The following is a 22,478-nucleotide window of genomic DNA, read 5'->3' as shown; positions in this document are numbered from 1 at the left end:
AATCATTGTTCATTTACTGAGAAATTTACATAATTAGGCAGTCACTAAATTCTGTTCGTTTAGCTTACTAAATACTTTTTCTGCCGCAACTAAAGTAAACTCTACTTCCTGCATTCCATGTACGCTCGATATAAATCCCGATTCAAAAGCAGAAGGTGAAAAATATATACCTTCCGCTAACATTCTATGGAAGAATTCTTTGAAAAGTAATTGATTTGCTAATTTTACTTGTTGGTAGTTATAAATTTCGGTCTCTTCGCTAAAAAGAAAGCCAAATAAGCCCCCAACATGATGTGCTTGAAAATAAATATGGGCGTCTTTAGCAAGTTCTAATAATCCAGATATTAGTTTTTTGTTTATCAAATTTAATTCAGAATGGAATCCTGCTTGACTAATTACCTCTAAAGTAGCAAGACCCGCTGCTACCGTGATTGGGTTTCCGGATAATGTACCCGCTTGATAAACATTTCCTTGTGGAGCCAAGCAGTCCATAATCTCAGCCCGGCCACCTAATGCACCCACTGGTAAACCACCCCCAATAATTTTACCGAGAGTGGTTAAGTCGGGCTTAACTTGATAGATTTCTTGCGCGCCACCTAAAGCTACTCTAAATCCTGAAATTACTTCATCAAAAATAAGTATGCTTCCATAATAATCACATAACTCGCGCAATCCTTCTAAAAAACCAGATAATGGTAAAATACAATTCATATTAGCTGCGATAGGCTCTACAATGACTGCAGCAATTTCTTTACCATAATGCATAAACATTTGCGTGACTTGCTCGAGATTATTAAAGTCAACGCTCAAGGTTTGTTGAGCCACTATTTTGGGGACCCCTGCACTATCTGGGATGCCAAAACTAGCCAATCCGGAACCTGCTTTTACCAACAATGCATCAACATGGCCATGATAACAGCCATTAAATTTTAAAATTTTATCCCTGCCAGTAAAACCTCGAGCAAGGCGTATTGCAGTCATGGTAGCTTCGGTGCCTGAATTCATTAAACGCACTTTTGCTAAATTAGGCATTAAACTGGAAATTTTTTCTGCTAAGTCAATTTCTGCAGACGTAGGAGCACCGAAGCTCAAACCTCGTTTAGCGGCTTCCTCGACAGCTAGCACTATTTTTTCTGGAGCATGTCCAAGGACTAATGCACCCCAGGACCCTACATAATCAATATAGGATTTACCTTGAACATCAAATAAGTAAGCTCCTTTCCCATGTGAAAAGAATATCGGATCGCCCCCCACGGCATTAAAGGCACGAACCGGGGAATTAACCCCCCCTGGGATAAACTGCTTAGCTTTACTAAATAACTCATGTGAAGAAATCATATATAACTTAGACCTGTCTTAAACCTTTAGTTTTTTATATACTCAGAAAAATTAAATATTTGATAAAATATACTTTTTTGTATCTGGCGATAATTTACTCAATTGTAAACGATAAACTAGAGCAAAAATGTCATCATTAGGCCTACATTTGTGCTTTAGAGGGAATGCAATTGAATAGCAACATAGACCAAAAATTCAAGCGTGAAGAGTATAACAAGGACCATGCTGTTATTCAGCATTAAACTAAGGCACGATCAACTTTATGCTCAAGCCAATTAATATATTTAAAAATACTCATCAAGAGCATAAATTGTTTAAGCGTAGGGCTATCGCTATCCTTATCGGTATATCTTTTCTAAGTATTTTGTTACTGGGTCGGCTAATTTATTTACAAGTCCTTCAGCATAAGCTTTATACCACCTTAGCCCGTCAAAATCAGCTAGGTCTAGTGCCGATCGAGCCCAATCGCGGCTTAATTTATGATAGAAATGGCGTCTTACTGGCAGAAAATAAACCTATCTTTAATCTTGTTATTACGCCTGATTTGGTAAAAAATATAGATGCCACTATTCAACAATTAAGCGCTTTCATAAAAATAGATGCTGAGGATTTAAAACAGTTTAAGCGTCAACGACGCTTACACCACCGCTTTGAACCTGTCCCCATACGCTTAAAATTAAATGAAGAAGAAGTCGCTAAATTTGCGCTTGAAAGATATCACTTTCCGGGTGTAGCAATTCAAGCGCAAATGATACGTTATTACCCTCAAGGCACTCCTTTTGCAGCAATAGTGGGTTATATGGGAAGAATTAATGAAAAAGAACTGCAAAATGTAGATCCGGTCAATTACAGTGCAAGTAATTTCATTGGTAAAACAGGCGTAGAGAAATATTATGAAGCCCAACTTCATGGTACGGTCGGCTATCAGCAGGTAGAAACAAATGTGCATGGTCAAATTATACGTGTACTAAAACAAACTCGACCTATAGCGGGCAGAAGTATTACTTTAACTATCGATAGCAGTTTGCAAAAACTTGCGCAACAAGCTTTAGGTAGTCAAAAGGGGGCTATAGTAGCTTTAGACCCTCAGAATGGTGAAGTTCTAGCCTTTGTCAGCAATCCCTCTTTTGACCCCAATCTATTTGTAAGTGGGATTCGACAACATGATTACGAAATATTACAAAATGAACCAGGAACCCCTCTCTTTAATCGCGCCTTACGCGGCGCTTATCACCCTGGCTCAACCATCAAACCTTTCATTAGCACGGGCGCTCTTCTTGAAAATGTGGTTACTCCCACCTTTAGCATTCATGATACAGGAAAATTTCAAATAAACGGAAAAGGAAGGATCTATCATAATTTCCGTCGTCATGCTTATGGTGATGTAAATTTACTTAAAGCACTGACTGTCTCTTCTGATATTTATTTTTATAATCTGAGCCTACGTATGGGAATACATCGGATTTATACTAGCTTAAAGCGATTTGGCTTTGGAAGCCCAACAGGTATCGATCTGCCTGATGAAAGCAGTGGAGTTCTGCCTAATCCTCAATGGAAAGAAAAATCCTATAACACACCCTGGTATGGCGGAGACACGTTGAATTGTGGCATTGGCCAAGGTTTTCTATTAGTGACACCTATACAGCTAGCATTCGCAGTCAGCACACTTGCAGAATGGGGAGAACGTTGGAAACCCCATGTGGTATTAAGCTGGCGCAAGAGTGATGGAGCGGTAGAACTTATTAAACCACAACGTTTAGAGCCCATTAATTTACCACAAGATATTTTAAGTTTTATCCGTACCGCTATGCAACATGTTGTTAATGCCCCAGGAGGAACGGCCGAACGCTTTTTTCCAGGTGTTCCCTATACCTTGGCAGGCAAAACAGGAACTGCTCAAGTTTATAGTTTAAAAAACGATGAACGTTATGATACCAAGACCGTCGCTGCCAAGCTGCGCGATAATTCATTATTTATTGCTTTTGCCCCAGTTGAAAAACCTTCTATTGCTCTTGCTATCGTTATTCAGAACAGCGTTACGCCAGCCCCTCAAATTGCTCGTAAGCTTTTAGATTATTACTTAATCCCACCTTCGCCCATACCAACTATAACTTCTCCGCAAGTTCTTCCAGTGATTGCCCCTGAAAAAAAATCGGATAACTCATTAGACGAATCTAGAAATCTATCGGATTCTCCACAAACGGGTACTTCGACTCCACCCAAAGTTAATAAAACTGAAGTCGAAGATGACGAAGACGATGAAGATAACAACGAAATTGAAGATGATATCCCTCCTGTTAAGTCTGATAAAAATCAAAATGTCCAGCCAGATGGATCTAACAAAAATCCTTTGGCTCAATATTTTTCAAAAACAAAACTCAACAAAACTCACGATACAGAAGATTCCTTGGAAATAAATGATAATAATTCTTTAGAGGATTAAATAACTCTTCTCTCGATTGACAAATAACCTCTATAAGGGCATGATTGGCGCCTATTTACTCGACTTACATTAATTCTATTATTGTAAGTTCGTTTGTTGTTAATTCAGGAGGTTGTCCATTGGCCAATACAAAACAAGCAAAAAAACGTGTACGACAAGCAGAAAAACACCGCCAGCATAATACTAGCTATCGCTCTATGATGCGGACATATATTAAACGTGTTGTTGTCGCTATTGATAGTGGAAAAGCGCCGGAAGCTGATGCAGCCTACCAAATCGCTCTGCCTGTAATTGATCGTATGGCAGACAAAGGTTTTATTCATAAAAATAAAGCAGCTAGACATAAAAGTCGTTTATTAGCTAGAATTCGCAAATTAACACCTACTGCTGCCTAAAATTCTCAGTTAACTATTAAAAATCTGCGTTAATGATCTTTTTAGGCTTTCTTCGTGCCTAGTCAACGCTAAGGTAGCTTTCCCCAAACTTTTATATATATATTCTAATTCGGGAAAAGGTTTCAACGCAGATAAATGTTTTTTTAAAGTATCTATATCTGCTCGTTGCAAAGGCCCTGTCAATGCTTCTTTAGGCTTCAACCTTTGTACTTTGCCTAAGGCTTGAGACATGAGTCCTAATGTAAGATTTTCAGCTAATGCGTCATTTAAACCGGCTTTAGAGTAACAATCCTTAGCTATAGCCGATAAGGTAATCAAATAATTAGATGCCAATATGCTGGCAGTATGATAAAGCGGCTTATCTTTTTTTTCGATTGAAAATATCTTTGCTTCTATAGCATTAAGTAATGGTAACAATCGTTCTAAGGCTTCTACATTGCCTTCAAATGCACAATACGTTCCGCTAAAGTTTTTTATATCCAGCATCAGCTCAGAAAAACTTAAAACTGGATGTAAGCTAGCTACATAACAACCTAAACTCGCTACGGAATTCAGGCATTCAGAGGATAACAACCCACTACAATGAAAAACCACGTCCCCTGGCTTTAATGCGCCTTGCGAAGTTATTTGTTGAGCTATAAATTCAATACGATCATCCGGTGTAGCAATTAAATAAAGATCAGCATGTTTAAGTTGTTTAAACGTCGAACAAACTCTACCTTGCCCTAGAAAAGCAACAGCCTTTGCACTACTAACTCTACTTAAATTAACGATATCCTGAATACAAACAAGCTTTGTACCGACAAGCAGAGCCCCTAAGGTTTTACCTAAGCGCCCACAACCTATAATACTAAGTTTTAACTTCATTGTTTATTATTTTGAGAGTTAACCAATTCGCCCGCTTCTTTATTTAAATATACATTATGACTAGGGAAAGACCATTCAGCCCCATGTTGTTGAATACACGCTAATAACTCCAAAAACAAGGCTTGTTGTATCTTTAAAAAGTCTGTGCTGCTAACGATATTGGTATAAGCTATCACTACTAAATTAAGAGAAGTATTCCCCAATTCGTTAAGATTAACAGTTATAGGTCTATTTTTATCAATCGCTGTATTTTTTTTTAATAATGCTTGCATGTCTTCTAATATAGCCGGAATCTTCATTAAATCTTGGTAACGTAAACTAATTTGACAATAGAATCGTCTATATTTTCTTCTTGATGGATTTTCTACGACTAAATTTGAAAATAAAGCATTAGGAATATACACAGGACGACAATCAGGCATTCGAACTCTACAAACACGCCAACTTATTGCTTCTACAGTACCTTCCACTTTAAGTGCAGGTAAGCTAATTTGATCACCTATCACAAAAGGCCTATCTAAAAAAAGCATGAAACTACCAAATAAGTTAGCGAGCAGATCTTTAGCGGCAAATCCTATAACCACCCCTCCCATGCCACCAAAAGCTAAGGCTCCTGCAATGCTTAAACCAAAAGTTTGAAATAAGGATAAAGCAGTTAAAATAATAATCGCGAATTTTGCGATCTGGCTCATTCCATGGACTAGGGTTTTATCAATAGTTTTGTTTTTATAGGCTTGGAGAAAAGCTTCTTCAGCAAAAGAAGCAAACCGCCATAAAAACCAAGCGAGTAACCCTATAAAGGCTAAATTCCGAACTAAATGAAATTGAGCAGCGCTAATCCCTTTCCAATCTATACATAGTGACTCTAAAGCATAAAGTATGCCCATAATAGCAATCAACACCAATAACGGTCTATAAATAGACTCTAGTAATGCAACGCTTAAAATATGGGAATTACGGCCTAAACGTTGCTGATATTTCTGATAGACAATGGGCAATAAAAAACAGAGTACAGCCGTTATTGCAAGAATAATTAATGCTTTCAGCATACAAAATTGCAGTAAAGTTTTAAATAATGTTTGCAAAAAATTTACCTTTTGACACAACGGTCAAATTCGATAAGCAACTAAAGACATAAATTTAGCCAAGCCTTGCATGCCCCATTGCATTACTAATGGTAAAGGGATAGCCCCAGCATCTTCAGCTGTTAGAGCATGCTCTAGTTCCTCTTTACGCATTTGTTCAACAATTGCACGACTTTTTTTATCCTGTAAAGGCAATTTATTCAAATGCTTATGCAAATGCCTTTCTACTTGATGTTCTGTCTCAGCCAAAAAACCTAAGCTCACCTTATCCCCCCCTAAACCGGCAATCAAACCTATTAATAAAGCACTTATATACCAAAAGGGATTCAAATAGCTAACGTGAGTATCTAATTGATGAATACGATGCTGGCACCAACTAAGGTGATCGACCTCTTCTTTCGCGGCTTTTTTTAATTTTTGTTTAGTATCTTTGCAGCGAGCAGTAATCGCTTGACCGGTATATAGCGCTTGGGCACAAACTTCACCTACATGGTTTATTCGCATTAAGCCGCCTGAAAGCTGGCGTTCTTTTTTATTTAAGCCGCTATCTTGCGTTGTCAAAATTTCGGCCGGACTGGGGCGAGTAGAAGCAGAAAGCGGCTGTACGGAAGATAACGCTTCATCGATATGAATAATTAACTGATCCCAGAAAGAATAATAGCGCATTTAATAACCTTTAGAGTGTATAATACTCAATAATTGCAACAAAACCAAAAAATACGTTAAGCTTAACTAGCTATTAATTTGATCTCATACATCTATGAAAAAACTATTATACCAATTATTAATCAGTTCCTTACTCGTGATCGGTTTTTGCCCTTTAAGCTACGCCGGCTGGCCTTTTAGTTTAGCTCATCAAATAAACAAAGATAGTATCTCTCAGATGTTGCAGCCTATTTTACCGGCTGTGGTGAATGTTTCTGTTCAAGGCGATATTCCACTCAATCAATTACCACCTCCTGTCCCTGGACATCCTTATCCACGCCATTTTGAAAGTATGGGTTCAGGCGTTATTGTAGATGCTAAAGCAGGCTATATTTTAACTAACGCACATGTTATTCATGAAGCTAAAACCATTACAGTCACTTTAAGTGATGGTCGCGTTTTTAAAGCGACACTTAAAGGTGCAGATCCCGCTTCTGATATCGCCTTACTTACCATCACGCCTGATCATTTAACCGCTATTCCTCTGGGTAATTCGGATAACCTTAAAGTAGGTGATTTTGTAGCTGCTATAGGAAATCCTTTTGGACTTAATCAAACAGTCACTTCAGGTATTGTCAGCGCATTACAGCGTACTGGATTGGGGATAGAAGGTTTTGAGAATTTTATTCAGACCGATGCTCCTATTAATCCAGGTAATTCTGGTGGTGCTTTAATTAATTTGCAAGGACAATTAATGGGGATCAACACAGCTATATTGGCGCCAGGCTCCAATGCAGGAAACATAGGTATTGGTTTTGCTATTCCCGTTAATATGGCGCACGGTGTTATGAAACAATTAGCTGAATATGGTTCAGTAAAACGGGGATTAATGGGTGTGCTAGTCCAAGACTTGACACCTGCACTTGCAACCGCGCTGCATATTTCCACAGAGACTAACGGAGCATTAATCTCCCAGGTGCCTAACTATTCACCCGCCAAAACTGCAGGAATTCAAACCGGTGATATTATTCAATCGATTAACGGCATACCCATCCATAACGGCGGACAAGTAAAAAATATCGTCGGTATGTTAAGAGTCGGAGATAAAATTAATATTAAACTATTACGCAAAGGGAAAACCATCAATACAGTAATAAACCTAACTGATCCTAAAGATTATAAAAAAGTAGCTGAACATGATAATCCGTTTCTCTATGGATTAGTATTACGCGATTTCTGTCAAACTATTACTGGCCAAGGTCATTTGATTGGCGTAGAAGTCGTTGATACAGATGAAGATAGTATGGCCTGGCATGCGGGTATCCGACCTGGAGACGTCATAATGTCTGCGAATCAAATAGATGTAACTAATGTTACTCAGTTACAAGAGGTCGCTAAACAAAGTAAACAAGAACTTTTAGTTAACGTATTATCGCGGGGCGGCATTAGATTCGTGGTGATTAAATAAAAGCTTCTAATCAATTGGTTAGAAATCGATTATTATTGGAAAAGTTTGGAATAAGTTCAATAACAAGGCCTAACTCATTTTCCTTTGCTGCAAAACGAGGATCTACATCATATCCAGCCACAGCAATTAGTTCCTTTTGATAGTAAATGAGAGGAACCTTATTGCGCTGCCATGGAGGTATGCCCCATTCTTGAAATAATTTTTTTAACGGATGAGAACCTTGACGATTGCTTGCATAAAATCTTTCTCCTCCTTGACGAAAAGTCACATCGACTTGCCGTTCATTTAGTAATGAATAGTTCAATCCTGCGCCAAAAACCTGCTTTGTTGTCAATTGATCCAATGTAGGCAATGCAACTGTCTGACCCAACTTCCATGTAATCAAACTTCTTTTTAAAATTTTTTCATTTTCTACCAAATTAAGAACATATATATAATCTCTGTAACGACGTAATTGTATATCTCCCCAATTAACTTGCGGAGATGCATCCATTCTACTTTCTAATAAAAATTCAATTTGTTGTAATTGTTTTTGACTAGGTAAAGCGCAATGTAACTGACTTAACCAATAACGTAAAACATTAGTTCGACGTTTAGCACTTAGCTTTTTTAAGCTAGAAATAATTATCATATTCGGTGCAGATCCTTGAACCATACACCAATCCTGGTAGGCTATTTCATCAAGCAATGAATGAGCTTCAGCTAAATTTGCAGCAGCTCTTGCAATAGTTTTGTCGGCTTGAGGCCAACGTTGCTGAATAAGTGGCAACACTTGATGACGAATATAGTTACGATTAAAGCGTAAATCCATATTACTATCATCTTCGATCCAAGTTAATTGATACACTTGAGCATACTCATAAAGCTCTGAACGAGTAAAATCTAGCAATGGTCGTATTAGATAGGCTTTTGAAAATACCTGACAAAATGGCATGCTAATTAAGCCTTTTAGACCTGCCCCTCGTAACAGTTGTAATAAAAAAGTTTCTGCTTGATCATTACGGTGATGCGCTGTTAACAAATAATCTCCTGTGGGAACTAGTTTGGCTATGGCCCCATACCGTGCCGCCCGGGCGTATGCTTCTGGGCTCTCACCAGATTTAGGACGAGCATCTATGGGAACAATATTGCAATAAATACCTAATTTTTCACAGTTATCTCGGCAAATATTGGCCCATTTAATTGAATCAGCATGCCAACCATGATTGACATGGATAACCCGTAAACGTTTTTTAGGGAGCATGCGACTTAATGCATGGAGTAGAACTTGCGAATCCAGCCCACCACTATAGGCAACCCAAAACCTAGCCGATGTGGGGTATTGTTTTAATAAACACTCAAGTTTTTCGTGTGTAAACATACGCCAACCATACAAAATTTGCCTAGGAATTGTAAAGCTTAATAGAAATATCTATGAAAAAATGAAATAATAAGGATAAATTAGATTTAATTTATGCGATGGAATGAGCCCATCTCGATTTATTTAAAGTTTCCCTCCATTGATAGTAGCCTTTGAAACATAGCAGCATAAAGACTAAATAAAGCAACGCTGTTACATACAAGGTTTTGCTAATATACAAATTAATAGAAATCAAATCGATAATTATCCATAAAACCCAATGCTGTAAATATTTTTTACTCATCATCCATTGAGCAATCAAACTTAATGCTGTAATCATGGCATCGGCATAAATAGTTGTAGAATCAGTGCTATATTTTAAAATAAAACTAATGCCTGCAAATAAAATAATAGTCGCTACAACTAAAGTCAAGCAAGTTGATAAACTCACTATTTGCAGAGCAATTGGCTTGTTTTCTTTACTACCATAGCGCCATTGGTACAGCCCATAAAACTGAAAAAATAAAAAAACTCCCTGTAAACTCATATCGGCATACAGCTTGGTATTAAAAAAAATGATTGCATACAGAGAAACGGTCAATATCCCAAAAAACCAATTCCATAAACTACAACGTGTTAAAAGGTAAATATTGACTATTCCTGAAGTAAAAGCTATTGCTTCGATAGATATAAGCTTCATATTTTAATCTTGGATTGGCAGCTATATGCGCTATAAATTAGACACCAATAGCTAAAATCTTGTTGTAACGCAGTTCGAGTAATTTTTCCATAGAGAAATATTGGATTTGTGCTAATTGCTTAACAAGTTCAATTTTTAGCTGATTAGCCATCTCATCAAAATCGGTATGGGCACCACCTAAAGGCTCTTGAATCACTGCATCTATCAGTTTAAGTTTATACAAACGATCAGCATTCATAGCCATCGCTTCTGCTGCTTCGGACGCTTTTTCAGCACTTTTCCATAAAATAGATGCACATCCCTCCGGGGAAATAACTGAATAAACACTATATTGCAACATCAAAATTCTGTCTGCCACACCAATGGCTAAAGCACCTCCTGAGCCACCTTCTCCAATTATTGTGGAAATAATAGGTGTCTTTAACTGGGACATCACTTGTAAATTTTGTGCAATCGCACCACTTTGGTTACGTTCTTCTGCATCTATACCAGGATAAGCGCCGGGTGTATCAATAAAAGTCAGAATGGGCAGTTTAAACCTTTCGGCTAATTCCATTAACCGAATTGCTTTACGATAACCTTCTGGTTTAGGCATACCAAAATTACGTAGAACTTTTTCATTGGTGGTACGCCCTTTTTGCTGACCCATGATAACAACCGGTTGATCCGCTAAATAAGCAATTCCACCGATAATAGAAGGATCATCTGAAAATTCTCTATCACCATGTAGTTCATCAAAATCAGAAAAAATTCTGCTAATATAATCTGAGAAATAAGGTCGTTGTGGATGACGGGCCAATTGAACTATCTGCCAAGCATTTAAGGACTGGAAAATAGATTCAGTTAATTCTATTTTCTTTTGTTCTAAACGTTTGATTTCTTCGTTGACATTAAGATCGGCATCGTTACCCAACTTACGTAGCTCTTCTATTTTTGCCCCAAGCTCTGCAATGGGTTGTTCAAAATCCAAAAACTTAAAGTGCATAGCTACTCACTTTTTGTTGCATCAGAAGCTTCTGATATGAGTTCATTTTCAAACTCATAATCGAATTCCTCTCGTAATCGTCGTTGCTCTAAATAATCTTCAATAGCTCGACGCTTTTCAAGTGAAAATCGAACAGGCGAGACTTTTGTTTTCTTATTTAATGCATCTAAGGCCAATTCTTCAGGCCATGTATCTAATTCTTCATCTTCAATATCTAAGATATCAGGTGGCAATTCAGTATCACTACTTCCATCACCATCATCTTCTTCTAATAAAGCCTCTGTTTCTTTATACTCCATAGATCCTACCTATTAAATAAAGCAGCCTATTTTTAGCGCTTACTTTAGTGGGTATAATACCCATTTGGCAAGTATACTCTTTACACTTGAATTTTTGTCTGTATTGCTGCCCAACTCGCATCCTAGCCACGGCAGATAACAAAGTCCAATTACAAGAGTATAGAACCTCCATCCTGTTATGAATAAAATTTTACCTTTAATCAAAAACATTCGTGAGTGTCAACTCTGTGCCAATCACTTACCCTTAACTCCCAGACCCATACTACAAGCACACAACCTGAGTCGTTTACTTATCGTTGGTCAAGCGCCAGGAATTCGTGTACACAACACAGGAATTCCTTGGAACGATCCTAGCGGAGATCGTTTACGGCACTGGTTACAACTTGATAAAAAAAATTTTTATAATACAAATCAAATTGCCATCATTCCCATGGGTTTCTGCTATCCAGGAACAGGACATTCGGGCGATTTACCTCCACGAAAAGAATGTGCAAGTACTTGGTTACCTAAACTTTTAGCTAATCTTCCAAACATTCAACTAACCTTATTAATTGGGCAGTATGCACAAAAACATTATTTAGGTAGTCGTGCTAAAGCAAATTTAACAGAAACCGTAGCTGCCTACACAGATTATCTTCCGAGATATTTTCCATTACCACATCCCTCACCCCGCAATAATATTTGGTTAAAGCGAAATTCATGGTTTGAAAAAATCACCATCCCAGCTCTACGTGTGGCATGCACTACCGTACTAAGTACATCTCCTTAGAGATTATAAGCTTATACACGAATTCCTAATCGAATTCATAGGCTGACGATTAAAAAATTAATCTTTTTGATCCTCCACCTTTATTTTTTTGGCCGCAGCTTTATCCCTTTTAGGAATAATTATTCTAAGTACCCCCTGTTTTCCTTCTGCAGTTATCTTATCTGCGTTTGCAGTATCAGGTAAAGCAAAGCGGCGATAAAAACTTCCTTTGGATCGTTCAATTCGTGTATATCCTTCATTTTCTTCGGTGCGCATCGCAGCTCTTTCGCCTTTAATTGTTAATATTCCACTCTCCATTGAAATTTCAATATCTTTCGGATCAACACCTGGAATATCTGCAAAAAGTACAAAACGAGTAGGCTCTTCTTTGATATCCACTGCAGGTGCCCAGTGACTAGTTTCTACCAAGGAACTATCTTCAATAAGTTGGTGACTGGGATCAAACAACTGATCCCATTCTTGCGATAGCCGGTGTAATTGGTGTAATAAAGAAGGGGATCTGTATCGTATAATATTTGACATAAACTATTTTCCTCCTTGTTTAAGTTATTAGTTTAACTCAAAAAGACTCATTTGATCACTTTAATGATTACTCCAGTTTTTTTCCAGAAATTCGAATTTTAAGGCAGATAAACCGGCTGTTTAATAGAGATACTTGCTTATTTCTGGTAAAGTAAAACTTTCTTATTTTTACTTTAAAACAAAATTTATGTCCTATTATCAACAGCATATCTTCATATGTACTAATCTAAGGGAAAATAATAAAGATTGTTGTTCTAAACGCGGCGCCAAGCCCTTATTTGATTATCTAAAAAACAAGATAAAGCAACTGACTGTAAATCACCAACAAAAAATTCGAGTAAGCCATTCCGGGTGTCTAGGACGGTGTAGTTTAGGGCCAATATGGGTGATTTACCCTGAAAGCGCCTGGTATCACTATGAAACACAACATGATATTGACGAGATTATTGAACAACACCTAATTAAACAACAAATAGCACATCGATTACTATTACCTAATGCAAAATAATTTTTTAGAACTGATACATCCTCGTTATTGGCCTACTTGGTTAGGATTAGGAATCCTATATCTCATTATCAAATTTCCTTATAGACTACAACTACAATTTGGTAAAAATTTAGGTCGAATTTCCTATTATTTATTAAAAAAGTTTCGACGTATTGGGGAAATTAATCTGAAACTTTGCTTTCCTGAATTATCCAATAAAGAACGAGAAAGTTTACTTAAAAAACAATTTCAATCCTTAGGAATGGGACTCATTGAGTCTGCCATGGCGTGGTGGATGCCTGATCATAAACTAGATTCTCTAATTCATGTACAAGGCTTAGAACATTTGCAAAAAGCACTCGCCAAAAAAAAAGGTGTACTTATTTTAAGTGCCCATTTTACATCTTTGGATATCTGTGGGCGTCTTTTTTCTAATATTTTTCCGATGTATGTTGTTTACCGTGAACAAAAAAACCGAGTCATCGATAGGTTATTAAAACAACATCGTAATTTTAACTGGATGCAACCTATACATCGCCATGCTATTCGCCAAATTATTAAAACTTTGAAACAAAACAAAGCCATTTGGTATGCTGCGGATCAAGACTATGGGCCTACGCACAGCATTTTTCCGCCATTTTTTAACATTTCTACTGCTACCATCTCAACACCAAGTCGCTATGCCAATCGAACTAAAGCACAAGTTGTCACCCTATTTTATCATCGCCTTCCAAAAGGAAAAGGTTATCAAATAACTATCGGACCTATTTTAGAAAGTTTTGGCCAGGGAGATGACTACCAAGATATGCTGCGTTTTAACCAATTGTTAGAACAAGCTGTTCGAGCACACCCCGATCAATATCTTTGGATACATCGACGCTTTAAAACACGCCCCCAAAATGATCCGTACCTCTATTAAAAATAAATATGAACAATAAACTTATCGGTGGCATTTTACTTATCATTGGTACCAGTATTGGAGGAGGAATGTTAGTCCTGCCAATTGCTACTGCACAATTAGGCTTTATAAATGCACTAATTTTTTTAGTATTGTGTTGGGCTATAATGACCGCTGCTGCATTGCTTATTTTAGAAGTTAATCTTTGGCATAGTGTAAACAGCAATTTAATTAGCATGGCTAAAACGACCCTAGGTAAGTTTGGTCAAGCCATTGCCTGGCTTAGCTATCTTTTATTGTTAGATGCTTTATTAGCTGCTTATATTGCGGGTGGCAGCGATTTCTTACAACATCTACTATTAACATTTCATTTGCACCTATCCACAAAACTTTCCGCATTATTATTTGCAGGATTATTAAGTTTAATCGTTTTTAAAGGATTAGGCTCCGTCGATTATGTTAACAGAGCTCTAATGTCTAGCAAACTATTAGCCTTTATTTTATTAGTGATTTGTATTTTTCCTTTTATTTCTTTTCATTACTTATTTAGCCTGGAAAATGCATATCAGCTTAGTGTTATTTTAAGTAGTACGACGGTTATTATGACCTCATTTGGCTTTGCAGTAATTGTTCCAAGCTTACGTAGTTATTTTAGTAATGATTTTTTTATGTTACGTAGAGCTATTCTTATTGGCAGCTTAATTCCATTATTCTGCTATATTTTGTGGGAATTAACTATAATGGGCGCCATACCCACACATGGAAATTTAGGTTTACTATTCATGTATCATTCGGGACATTCCACTAGCGACTTAATATCTGCCTTGAATCATTTACTGAATAATAGATTAGTTAATTTTTTAGCAAAAATATTTACATCCATATGTTTTGCTACTTCTTTTTTAGGAGTTGCTTTAAGTCTATTTGATTTTTTTAGTGATGGATTACAAATTGAAAAAAAAGGTTTAAAGAAGTTGGTTCTTTATGCACTTACTTTTTTTCCTCCATTATTCATTGCCAATCATTATCCTCATGCTTTCATTATGGCTTTATCTTATGCAGGGGTTCTCTGCGCCATTTTATTAATACTTCTTCCCGCTATGATGGCATGGAGTGGACGGTATATTAAAAAATGTGCTTTAGGATATCAAGTTGCCGGAGGAAAGCTTTTATTACTTAGTTTAATGATAATAGCATTATTTATTATTATTTTAAGCTTCATTTACTAACAAATCCTATGAATATAAAACAATTCGGCGGAATTTTATTAATTACTGGCAATGCCATAGGTGGCGGGATGTTAGCTTTACCTCTTGCAACTGCTCAAGTAGGCTTTTTAGATTCGTCACTTTTTTTGATTGTTTGTTGGGGTATTATGCTAGCGGGAGGGTTGCTCATTTTAGAAATAAATCTTTGGTTCCCTCCTAATAGTCATTTAATATCTATGGCGCGTGCAACTTTGGGAGTTCCAGGCGAGATCATTGCCTGGTTATGTTATTTATTATTGCTATATGCTTTGCTAGCAGCGTATATCGCGGGTGGTTCAGATTTTTTACAAGGTATCTTACAGAAAATAAATTTTCATTTTTCAACAATTGTTACAACCATTTTATTTGTACTGTGCTTAGGCCCTATTGTTTACAAAGGAATGCATTCTGTGGATTTAATGAACCGAATTCTAATGGGAGGAAAATTACTTATTTTTTTTCTCCTGATATTATTTTTATTTCCTTATATATCTGCCAAACAATTAACGCAGGGTAATATACATTACTTACCAAATAGCCTTACTATCATTATTACATCGTTTGGCTTTGCCGCCATTATTCCAAGTTTACGCAATTATTTTCATAGTAATGTTAAACAATTACGTCAAGTCATTATTTTAGGTAGTTTAATCCCACTTATTTGTTATATTTTCTGGAATGGAGCTATTATGGGAGTTATTCCTATCAATAAACTTTTAACAATTGCCCAGTCCAGCCAATCTACTAGTCATCTGACCAACACATTGAGCCATTTACTAAACAAAAATAGCATTACTTTATTTGCTTGGATTTTTACATCCATTTGTTTAGCAACTTCTTTTTTAGGTGTCGGTATTAGTTTATATGATTTCTTACTTGATGGTTTAGCGTTAGGCCAAACCGAAAAAAATAAATTTATCGTGTATTTACTTACATTTTTACCTCCTTTAATGATTGTTTTGTTTTATCCCGCTTCATTTATGCTGGCATTGAATTATGCTGGGATATGGTGTGCTGTTTTGTTGGCTTTGCTTCCCGCATTAATGGCTTGGTCTGGGCGTTACCGACAACAAATTAATGCTTCCTATCGCGTCATGGGCGGAAAAAAATTATTATGTTTGCTGATCCTGTGCTCCTCTATTATCATTGCGCATGCGATTATAGTTGATGTTTTTTAATTTATACTCTTCGCACTTGAATTTTTGTCTGCGTTGCCGTTCAACTCGCAATCCTCATGTATCTTGAATACACTCGGGTTGCTTCACTACGCGAGCCACCTCAAAAAATCCATTGCTGTGAGTATATTTAAATTGTATTTTTTGAGTTTTGAAATATTTCTGATAATGGGATAAATAGGAAATCTTAAATGTCTTACCAAAAAAAATATGCGGATGCGATTCGATTTCTTAGCATAGATGCCGTGGAAAAAGCCAAATCAGGTCATCCTGGCATGCCCATGGGCATGGCTGATATTGCAACTGTCTTGTGGAGAGAATTTTTAATTCATGATCCCAATAATCCAAACTGGAGTAATCGCGACCGTTTTATTTTATCCAATGGTCATGGATCGATGCTGCATTATGCGCTACTTCATTTGACCGGCTATGATCTTTCATTAGACGAAATTAAAAGATTTCGTCAATTACATTCAAAAACACCTGGACATCCCGAAGTTGATTTAACTCCTGGTATAGAAACAACAACCGGACCTCTCGGTCAAGGATTTGCGAATGCAGTGGGTATGGCCTTAGCCGAAAAAAATTTAGCCGCTCATTTTAATCGTCCTTCTCACACCATTATCGATCATTTTACTTATGTATTCTTGGGTGATGGCTGTTTGATGGAAGGCATTTCTCATGAAGCTGCTTCTTTGGCAGGATGTTTAGGTTTAGGTAAATTAATTGCTTTTTGGGATAACAATAACATTTCTATTGATGGTAATGTTTCAGGCTGGTTCAAAGATAATACCCCTAAACGCTTTAAAGCTTATCATTGGCATGTTATTTCTGATATTGATGGCCATGATCCTAAGCAAATTAAAATAGCTATAGAGAATGCTCGTGCTGTTACCGATAAGCCAAGCTTACTTTGCTGTAAAACCAAAATTGCATTTGGCGCCCCTAATTTAGTTGACAGCCATCAAGCGCATGGAGCCGCATTAGGCGAAAAAGAAGTTGCCGCCACCAGACTGGCATTACATTGGAATTATCCACCTTTCGAAATACCAAAAGATATTTATCAAGCATGGGATGCTCGCTCTAAAGGAAAAGCTTTAGCAACAGCTTGGGAAGAAAAATGGAATGTCTATCAAACAGCGTTTCCGGAGCTCGCCAAAGAATATCAACGCAGAATTAATCGAAAATTGCCTTCAAATTGGGAAGAAAAAACCAAAAAAATTATAGAGGATGTTTACAAAAATCCTTCAGAAAAAATAGCAACACGTAAAGCCTCGCAAAATGCGTTAAATGTCCTTGCCCCGCTTTTACCAGAACTCTTAGGTGGATCTGCAGACCTCACAGAATCTAATTCTACCTTTTGGAAAGGCTCTATTGTTTTAACTAAAAAAAACCCATCAGGTAATTATATTCACTACGGTGTACGAGAATTCGGTATGTCCGCCATGATGAACGGCATAGCCGTCCATGGAGGATTCATTCCTTATGGTGGAACTTTTTTGGTCTTTAGTGATTATGCACGCAACGCTGTTCGTTTATCCGCGTTAATGAAACAGCATGTAATCTTTATTTATACTCACGATTCGATCGGGCTAGGCGAAGACGGTCCAACGCATCAACCTATTGAACATATCAATAGTTTAAGGCTTATACCAAATCTTTCGGTTTGGCGGCCTTGTGACGCACTAGAAACCACAGTTGCCTGGCAACAAGCTATACAACATTTAGGGCCCACTTGTTTATTACTCACTCGACAAGCTATACCCTCACAAACCCACAACCAAGAAACTTTACAATCTATCCATCGTGGCGCTTATATTCTTTTGGATAGTCCATCAACACCGGAAGCCATTATCATTGCAACAGGCTCTGAAGTCAGTTTAGCTATGAGTACTGCACAATCTCTAAATCAACAAGGCAGACAAATCAGAGTGGTATCTATGCCTTCTGCTGATCGTTTTGAACAACAAGATTTAGCCTATAAAGCTAAAATTTTGCCTAATTCGATTACATTACGCCTGGCTATAGAAGCGGGAACTAAAGATTTTTGGTATCGGTATGTAGGTAATAAAGGTAAAGTGATCGGACTTAACCAGTTCGGCGAATCTGCACCGGGTACCGAAGTCTTTAAGAATTTTGGGTTTACTACTGAAAATGTTATTAAAACACTAAACCAACTATTAACCGATTAAACTAGGGGGAGCATTATGACAATACGTATCGCTATTAATGGTTATGGTCGTATAGGCCGTAATATTTTAAGGGCTTTTTTTGAAAATCCTAAGCAGCATGATGTAGAAATTATAGCAATAAATGACTTAGGTAATATCGAAATTAATGCTCACCTAACCCGCTACGATACTACTCATGGGAAATTTAAAGGAACCATAGACATCGATAAAGATTATTTAATTGTCAATAACCAGCGTATAAAAATTTTTTCAGAACGGGATCCAGAAAATCTACCTTGGAAAGAATTAGATATTGATGTTGTTCATGAATGTACTGGCCTATTCACTTCACCAGAGAAAGCTGGGAAACATATCAAAGCAGGGGCAAAAAAAGTTATTATTTCCGCTCCCGCTGGTAATGGGGTTGATGCCACTATCGTTTATGGGGTTAATCACCACACCTTAAAAAGTAGCGATACCATTATTTCTAATGCTTCTTGCACCACCAATTGTCTAGCCCCTCTAGCTAAAGCTTTACATGAAAAATTAGGGATTATTCAGGGTTTAATGACCACTATTCATGCTTACACTAACGATCAAGTGCTTATCGACACTTATCACCCCGATATGTATCGGGCACGATCCGCAACTCATTCTATGATCCCTGCTAAAACAGGAGCGGCTTCGGCACTCGGTTTAGTGCTACCTGAACTCGCTGGAAAACTTGATGGTTTAGCTATACGCGTTCCTACGATAAATGTGTCTTTAGTCGATTTAAGTTTTCAAGCTAAACGCATCACGACCGCAAAAGAAGTAAATGAAATCTTAAAAAAAGCCTCTGAAAGTACCTCGCTCAAAGGTCTCCTTAATTACAGTGCAGAACCCCTCGTTTCTATAGATTACAACCACAATCCAGCATCTTCCACTGTAGATGCAAACCAAACTCGTGTTATTGGCGATTTTGTTAAGGTTCTTGCTTGGTATGACAATGAATGGGGATTTTCTAATCGGATGCTGGATGTTACCACTGCATTAATGAATGCAACTTAATTTATCGGTAAAAATGATATTTTAACCATAAATGTGGGCTCGAAAATTAACAGGTTATGAGAAGGATTTTGAAACTTACACCCGAGAAATTAAGGGAAAAGCTATACTTTTATGGGAAATATAGTATAGATATAGCCAAATAATGTTATAGTATTAGGTTCAATTTCGCTCAATTAATAGAGAATTCATATGGCACGCGTAACTGTAGAAGATTGTTTAAAGAAGGTTAAAAATCATTTTGAATTAGTCATCATAGCTTCGAAACGGGCCAGGCAAATTGCTAAAGGCGGCATGGCCATGGTTGATCCCGAAAACGACAAACCTACGGTGATAGCCTTAAGAGAAATCGCTGATGGAAAACTCAATGCAGCAGGAGAAAAATCAAATGAGGAAATTGGCGGCATAAGTGGATCACAATCTATGGGCTTTTAAAAAGCCGGGGGAGCTTGCATGCACATGTTTAGTGACCTCAAACAAGAACTACAAGCCTATCTATCCCCTCAGCAAATAAAACAAGTTTATAACGCTTATCAATTTGCTGCTAGGGCCCATTCTGGCCAAAAACGCCATAGTGGAGATCCTTACATTAGCCATCCAATTGCGGTTGCTAAAATTCTCGCTCAAATGCGCATGGATGTTCAAACCATAAACGTTGCAATTTTACATGATGTGATTGAAGACACTCCTATTGAAAAAACTGTTTTAACTACGACATTTGGTAATGAAATAGCTGAACTTGTTGATGGGATGAGTAAACTGACCCAAATTCAATTCCAAAGTCGCGCTGAAGCTCAAGCAGAAAATTTTCGTAAAATGCTGCTAGCCATGGCAAAAGATATTCGCATTATTATCATAAAATTAGCTGATCGTTTGCATAATATGCGCACATTATCTGCAGTTTCTGTAGAAAAACGTCATCGTATTGCTAAAGAAACACTAGATATTTACGCCCCTATCGCACAGCGATTAGGTATGCATATAGTACGCATAGAATTAGAAGATCTTTGTTTTTTAAATCTATATCCATGGCGCTATCGAATATTACAAGAAACGGTACAAAAAAATCGTCGCAAGCATAAAACAAATATCCATAAAATAGAATCCGCTTTAAAAGAGTGTTTAGATAAACATCATTTACCTTTTCATACTATTTGGCATAAAAAAAAGCATCTTTATCAAATTTATAAAAAAATGCGGGAAAATCATTTAGCCTTTAATGAGATCATTGATGTTCCTATTTTTTGTATTATTGTAGATAATATTGATAGTTGCTATCGCGTATTGGGTGCTGTGCATAACCTTTTTAAACCTCTGCCGGATCATTTCCATGACTATATCGCACTTCCTAAAGCGAATGGTTATCAAGCATTACATACTACTTTATTTGGCCCTGCTGCCACTTCAATTCACATACAAATTCGTACGACTATGATGGATAATGGTGCTGATCACGGCATTGTAAGTTACTGGTTAGAAGAAAAAACTAAAGCTAACGAACTTCGTCCACATTTACGAGCACGAGAATGGCTTAAACGTTTACTTGATATTCAACAAACGACTCCTAGTTCCTTAGAATTTATGGAGACAGTTAAAATCGACCTTTTTCCCACGGATATATATACCTTTACTCCTAAAGGTGACATCATTGAACTCCCTCACAAAGCAACTTTGATCGATTTTGCTTATGCAATTCATTCTGATATTGGGAACCATTGTATTGCTGCTAAAATTGATAAGCATCTAGTACCACTCAGCACCCACCTACAAAGTGGTCAAACAATAGAAATCATAACTGATCAAAAAACTTTTCCTGATTCACGCTGGTTAGAGTTTGTAGCAACGGGACGCGCTCGTAGTCATATCAGACAATTTTTCAAAAATAAGCAACATAATGAAGCAGTACAACTAGGCCAGCGCCTGCTGGACAACAATTTAACTCCTTTAGGACAGGATAGTACAAATATCAACTCTAAAAATTTAAGTAAGACCTTACAAAAGTTTCAATACGATTCTTTGGAAAACTTACTCGAAGCTATTGGACTCGGTTATATACACCCTGCTTTAGTCGGTTATTCATTATGTAGTTTGAAACCCAATTTTAAAAATCAAATTAATTCATTACCATTGTTTCTAAAAAATGCAGATAATGGTTTAATCAAGTTTGCCGAGTGTTGTCGACCTATCCCAGGCGATGAAATTATAGGTTTACTCAATGCCGGGCATGGTCTTACAGTGCATTTACAACGATGTAAATATGCAGCGCGACTTATTAAAAAAAATCCTGAACGCGCCATTTCCATACAATGGGAAAAACAAACTAACGGTTTTTTTAAAACTGATATTTATATTGAAACTATTAATCAACACGGTGTATTAGCATTATTAACACATAACATTGCTAAAGCCGATGCTAATATTGAAAATATTAAAGTAGAAAGTCGCGATAGAAAACATAGTATTATTCATTTTACTTTATCAGTATTCAATCGCAAACATTTAGCCAAAGTCATCCGTTTTTTACGTACAATCCAATGTATAATAAAAATTAGTCGTCATCTTTCTTTATAAAAAATTATCCTAAATTTTACTAACACA

General features: G+C 37.0%; 21 protein-coding genes. 12 read left to right on the top strand and 9 right to left on the bottom strand.

Annotated features, from left to right (window positions below; genetic code table 11):
• Positions 1-33 precede the first annotated feature (33 nt).
• Positions 34-1,338 (bottom strand): glutamate-1-semialdehyde 2,1-aminomutase, encoded by a 1,305-nt coding sequence (gene hemL / locus AACL18_RS00545; protein WP_339050650.1) that lies wholly within the window; start codon positions 1,336-1,338, stop codon positions 34-36.
• Between the two features lie 262 nt (positions 1,339-1,600).
• On the opposite strand from hemL, the gene mrdA reads away from it, so the two are divergent.
• Entirely contained in the window at positions 1,601-3,781 is a 2,181-nt protein-coding gene (mrdA, locus tag AACL18_RS00540) for a penicillin-binding protein 2 (RefSeq protein ID WP_339050648.1), read from the top strand.
• A 119-nt stretch (positions 3,782-3,900) separates the two neighbouring features.
• Positions 3,901-4,176: a 30S ribosomal protein S20 gene (gene rpsT, locus AACL18_RS00535; RefSeq protein ID WP_339050647.1), complete on the top strand. Its 276-nt coding sequence runs from the start codon at positions 3,901-3,903 to the stop codon at positions 4,174-4,176.
• Positions 4,177-4,185: 9 nt separating this feature from the next.
• Here the strand turns inward: rpsT and AACL18_RS00530 are convergent, their stop codons facing one another.
• The 3 genes from AACL18_RS00530 to coq7 are packed head-to-tail and all read right to left on the bottom strand — an operon-like array spanning position 4,186 to position 6,794.
• Positions 4,186-5,043, bottom strand: a complete 858-nt coding sequence (locus AACL18_RS00530; protein ID WP_339050646.1) for a Rossmann-like and DUF2520 domain-containing protein — start codon at positions 5,041-5,043, stop codon at positions 4,186-4,188.
• Positions 5,040-6,128, bottom strand: a complete 1,089-nt coding sequence (locus AACL18_RS00525; protein WP_339050644.1) for a mechanosensitive ion channel family protein — start codon at positions 6,126-6,128, stop codon at positions 5,040-5,042. The genes AACL18_RS00530 and AACL18_RS00525 overlap by 4 nt, the downstream gene beginning before the upstream one ends.
• 24 nt (positions 6,129-6,152) lie before the next feature.
• Positions 6,153-6,794, bottom strand: coding sequence for a 2-polyprenyl-3-methyl-6-methoxy-1,4-benzoquinone monooxygenase (coq7, locus tag AACL18_RS00520; RefSeq protein WP_339050642.1), 642 nt, complete (start codon positions 6,792-6,794; stop codon positions 6,153-6,155).
• 94 nt (positions 6,795-6,888) lie between these two features.
• Here coq7 and AACL18_RS00515 point away from each other — a divergent pair, with 94 nt between their 5' ends.
• Complete coding sequence (locus tag AACL18_RS00515; protein WP_339050641.1) at positions 6,889-8,241, top strand: Do family serine endopeptidase; 1,353 nt, start codon at positions 6,889-6,891, stop codon at positions 8,239-8,241.
• Positions 8,242-8,251: 10 nt separating this feature from the next.
• Here AACL18_RS00515 and tilS read toward each other — a convergent pair whose 3' ends face one another.
• The 4 genes from tilS to AACL18_RS00495 form a co-directional block, all read right to left on the bottom strand.
• Entirely contained in the window at positions 8,252-9,601 is a 1,350-nt protein-coding gene (tilS, locus tag AACL18_RS00510; protein ID WP_339050639.1) for a tRNA lysidine(34) synthetase TilS, read from the bottom strand.
• A gap of 91 nt (positions 9,602-9,692) precedes the next feature.
• Entirely contained in the window at positions 9,693-10,280 is a 588-nt protein-coding gene (gene pnuC / locus AACL18_RS00505; RefSeq protein WP_339050637.1) for a nicotinamide riboside transporter PnuC, read from the bottom strand.
• A gap of 37 nt (positions 10,281-10,317) precedes the next feature.
• Positions 10,318-11,265 (bottom strand): acetyl-CoA carboxylase carboxyltransferase subunit alpha, encoded by a 948-nt coding sequence (locus AACL18_RS00500; RefSeq protein WP_339050635.1) that lies wholly within the window; start codon positions 11,263-11,265, stop codon positions 10,318-10,320.
• Between the two features lie 2 nt (positions 11,266-11,267).
• Positions 11,268-11,564, bottom strand: a complete 297-nt coding sequence (locus tag AACL18_RS00495) for a PA3496 family putative envelope integrity protein (protein WP_339050633.1) — start codon at positions 11,562-11,564, stop codon at positions 11,268-11,270.
• A 178-nt stretch (positions 11,565-11,742) separates the two neighbouring features.
• Between AACL18_RS00495 and AACL18_RS00490 the strand changes: the two genes are divergently transcribed.
• The gene (locus tag AACL18_RS00490) at positions 11,743-12,333 is read left to right on the top strand and encodes a uracil-DNA glycosylase family protein (protein WP_339050631.1); all 591 of its coding nucleotides are present in this window, start codon (positions 11,743-11,745) and stop codon (positions 12,331-12,333) included.
• Positions 12,334-12,390: 57 nt separating this feature from the next.
• Here AACL18_RS00490 and AACL18_RS00485 read toward each other — a convergent pair whose 3' ends face one another.
• Complete coding sequence (locus AACL18_RS00485) at positions 12,391-12,855, bottom strand: Hsp20/alpha crystallin family protein (RefSeq protein WP_339050630.1); 465 nt, start codon at positions 12,853-12,855, stop codon at positions 12,391-12,393.
• A 187-nt stretch (positions 12,856-13,042) separates the two neighbouring features.
• On the opposite strand from AACL18_RS00485, the gene AACL18_RS00480 reads away from it, so the two are divergent.
• The 8 genes from AACL18_RS00480 to AACL18_RS00445 all read left to right on the top strand — a co-directional run bounded on the left by AACL18_RS00480 (position 13,043) and on the right by AACL18_RS00445 (position 22,451).
• The gene (locus AACL18_RS00480) at positions 13,043-13,363 is read left to right on the top strand and encodes a (2Fe-2S) ferredoxin domain-containing protein (RefSeq protein WP_339050629.1); all 321 of its coding nucleotides are present in this window, start codon (positions 13,043-13,045) and stop codon (positions 13,361-13,363) included.
• Positions 13,353-14,261 carry an LpxL/LpxP family Kdo(2)-lipid IV(A) lauroyl/palmitoleoyl acyltransferase gene (gene lpxL / locus AACL18_RS00475; protein ID WP_339050628.1) on the top strand — a complete coding sequence of 303 codons (909 nt, stop codon included), beginning with the start codon at positions 13,353-13,355 and terminating at the stop codon, positions 14,259-14,261. The genes AACL18_RS00480 and lpxL overlap by 11 nt, the downstream gene beginning before the upstream one ends.
• An 8-nt stretch (positions 14,262-14,269) precedes the next feature.
• Positions 14,270-15,469: an amino acid permease gene (locus AACL18_RS00470; protein ID WP_339050627.1), complete on the top strand. Its 1,200-nt coding sequence runs from the start codon at positions 14,270-14,272 to the stop codon at positions 15,467-15,469.
• Between the two features lie 8 nt (positions 15,470-15,477).
• Positions 15,478-16,665, top strand: a complete 1,188-nt coding sequence (locus AACL18_RS00465) for an amino acid permease (RefSeq protein WP_339050626.1) — start codon at positions 15,478-15,480, stop codon at positions 16,663-16,665.
• A gap of 188 nt (positions 16,666-16,853) precedes the next feature.
• The gene (gene tkt / locus AACL18_RS00460; protein WP_339050625.1) at positions 16,854-18,854 is read left to right on the top strand and encodes a transketolase; all 2,001 of its coding nucleotides are present in this window, start codon (positions 16,854-16,856) and stop codon (positions 18,852-18,854) included.
• A gap of 15 nt (positions 18,855-18,869) precedes the next feature.
• Complete coding sequence (gene gap, locus AACL18_RS00455) at positions 18,870-19,883, top strand: type I glyceraldehyde-3-phosphate dehydrogenase (protein ID WP_339050623.1); 1,014 nt, start codon at positions 18,870-18,872, stop codon at positions 19,881-19,883.
• Positions 19,884-20,072: 189 nt separating this feature from the next.
• A complete protein-coding gene (gene rpoZ, locus AACL18_RS00450; protein WP_339050621.1) occupies positions 20,073-20,315 on the top strand; it encodes a DNA-directed RNA polymerase subunit omega in 243 nt (80 codons plus the stop codon).
• An 18-nt stretch (positions 20,316-20,333) separates the two neighbouring features.
• On the top strand, positions 20,334-22,451 hold the full coding sequence (locus tag AACL18_RS00445) for a bifunctional (p)ppGpp synthetase/guanosine-3',5'-bis(diphosphate) 3'-pyrophosphohydrolase (RefSeq protein ID WP_339050619.1): 2,118 nt from the start codon (positions 20,334-20,336) through the stop codon (positions 22,449-22,451).
• Positions 22,452-22,478 lie beyond the last annotated feature (27 nt).

This window comes from Rickettsiella endosymbiont of Xylota segnis (assembly GCF_964019545.1).
GTDB lineage: Bacteria > Pseudomonadota > Gammaproteobacteria > Diplorickettsiales > Diplorickettsiaceae > Aquirickettsiella.
The sequence above is the reverse complement of the archived record's forward strand: the minus strand, read 5'-3'. Positions and strand labels throughout refer to the sequence as shown.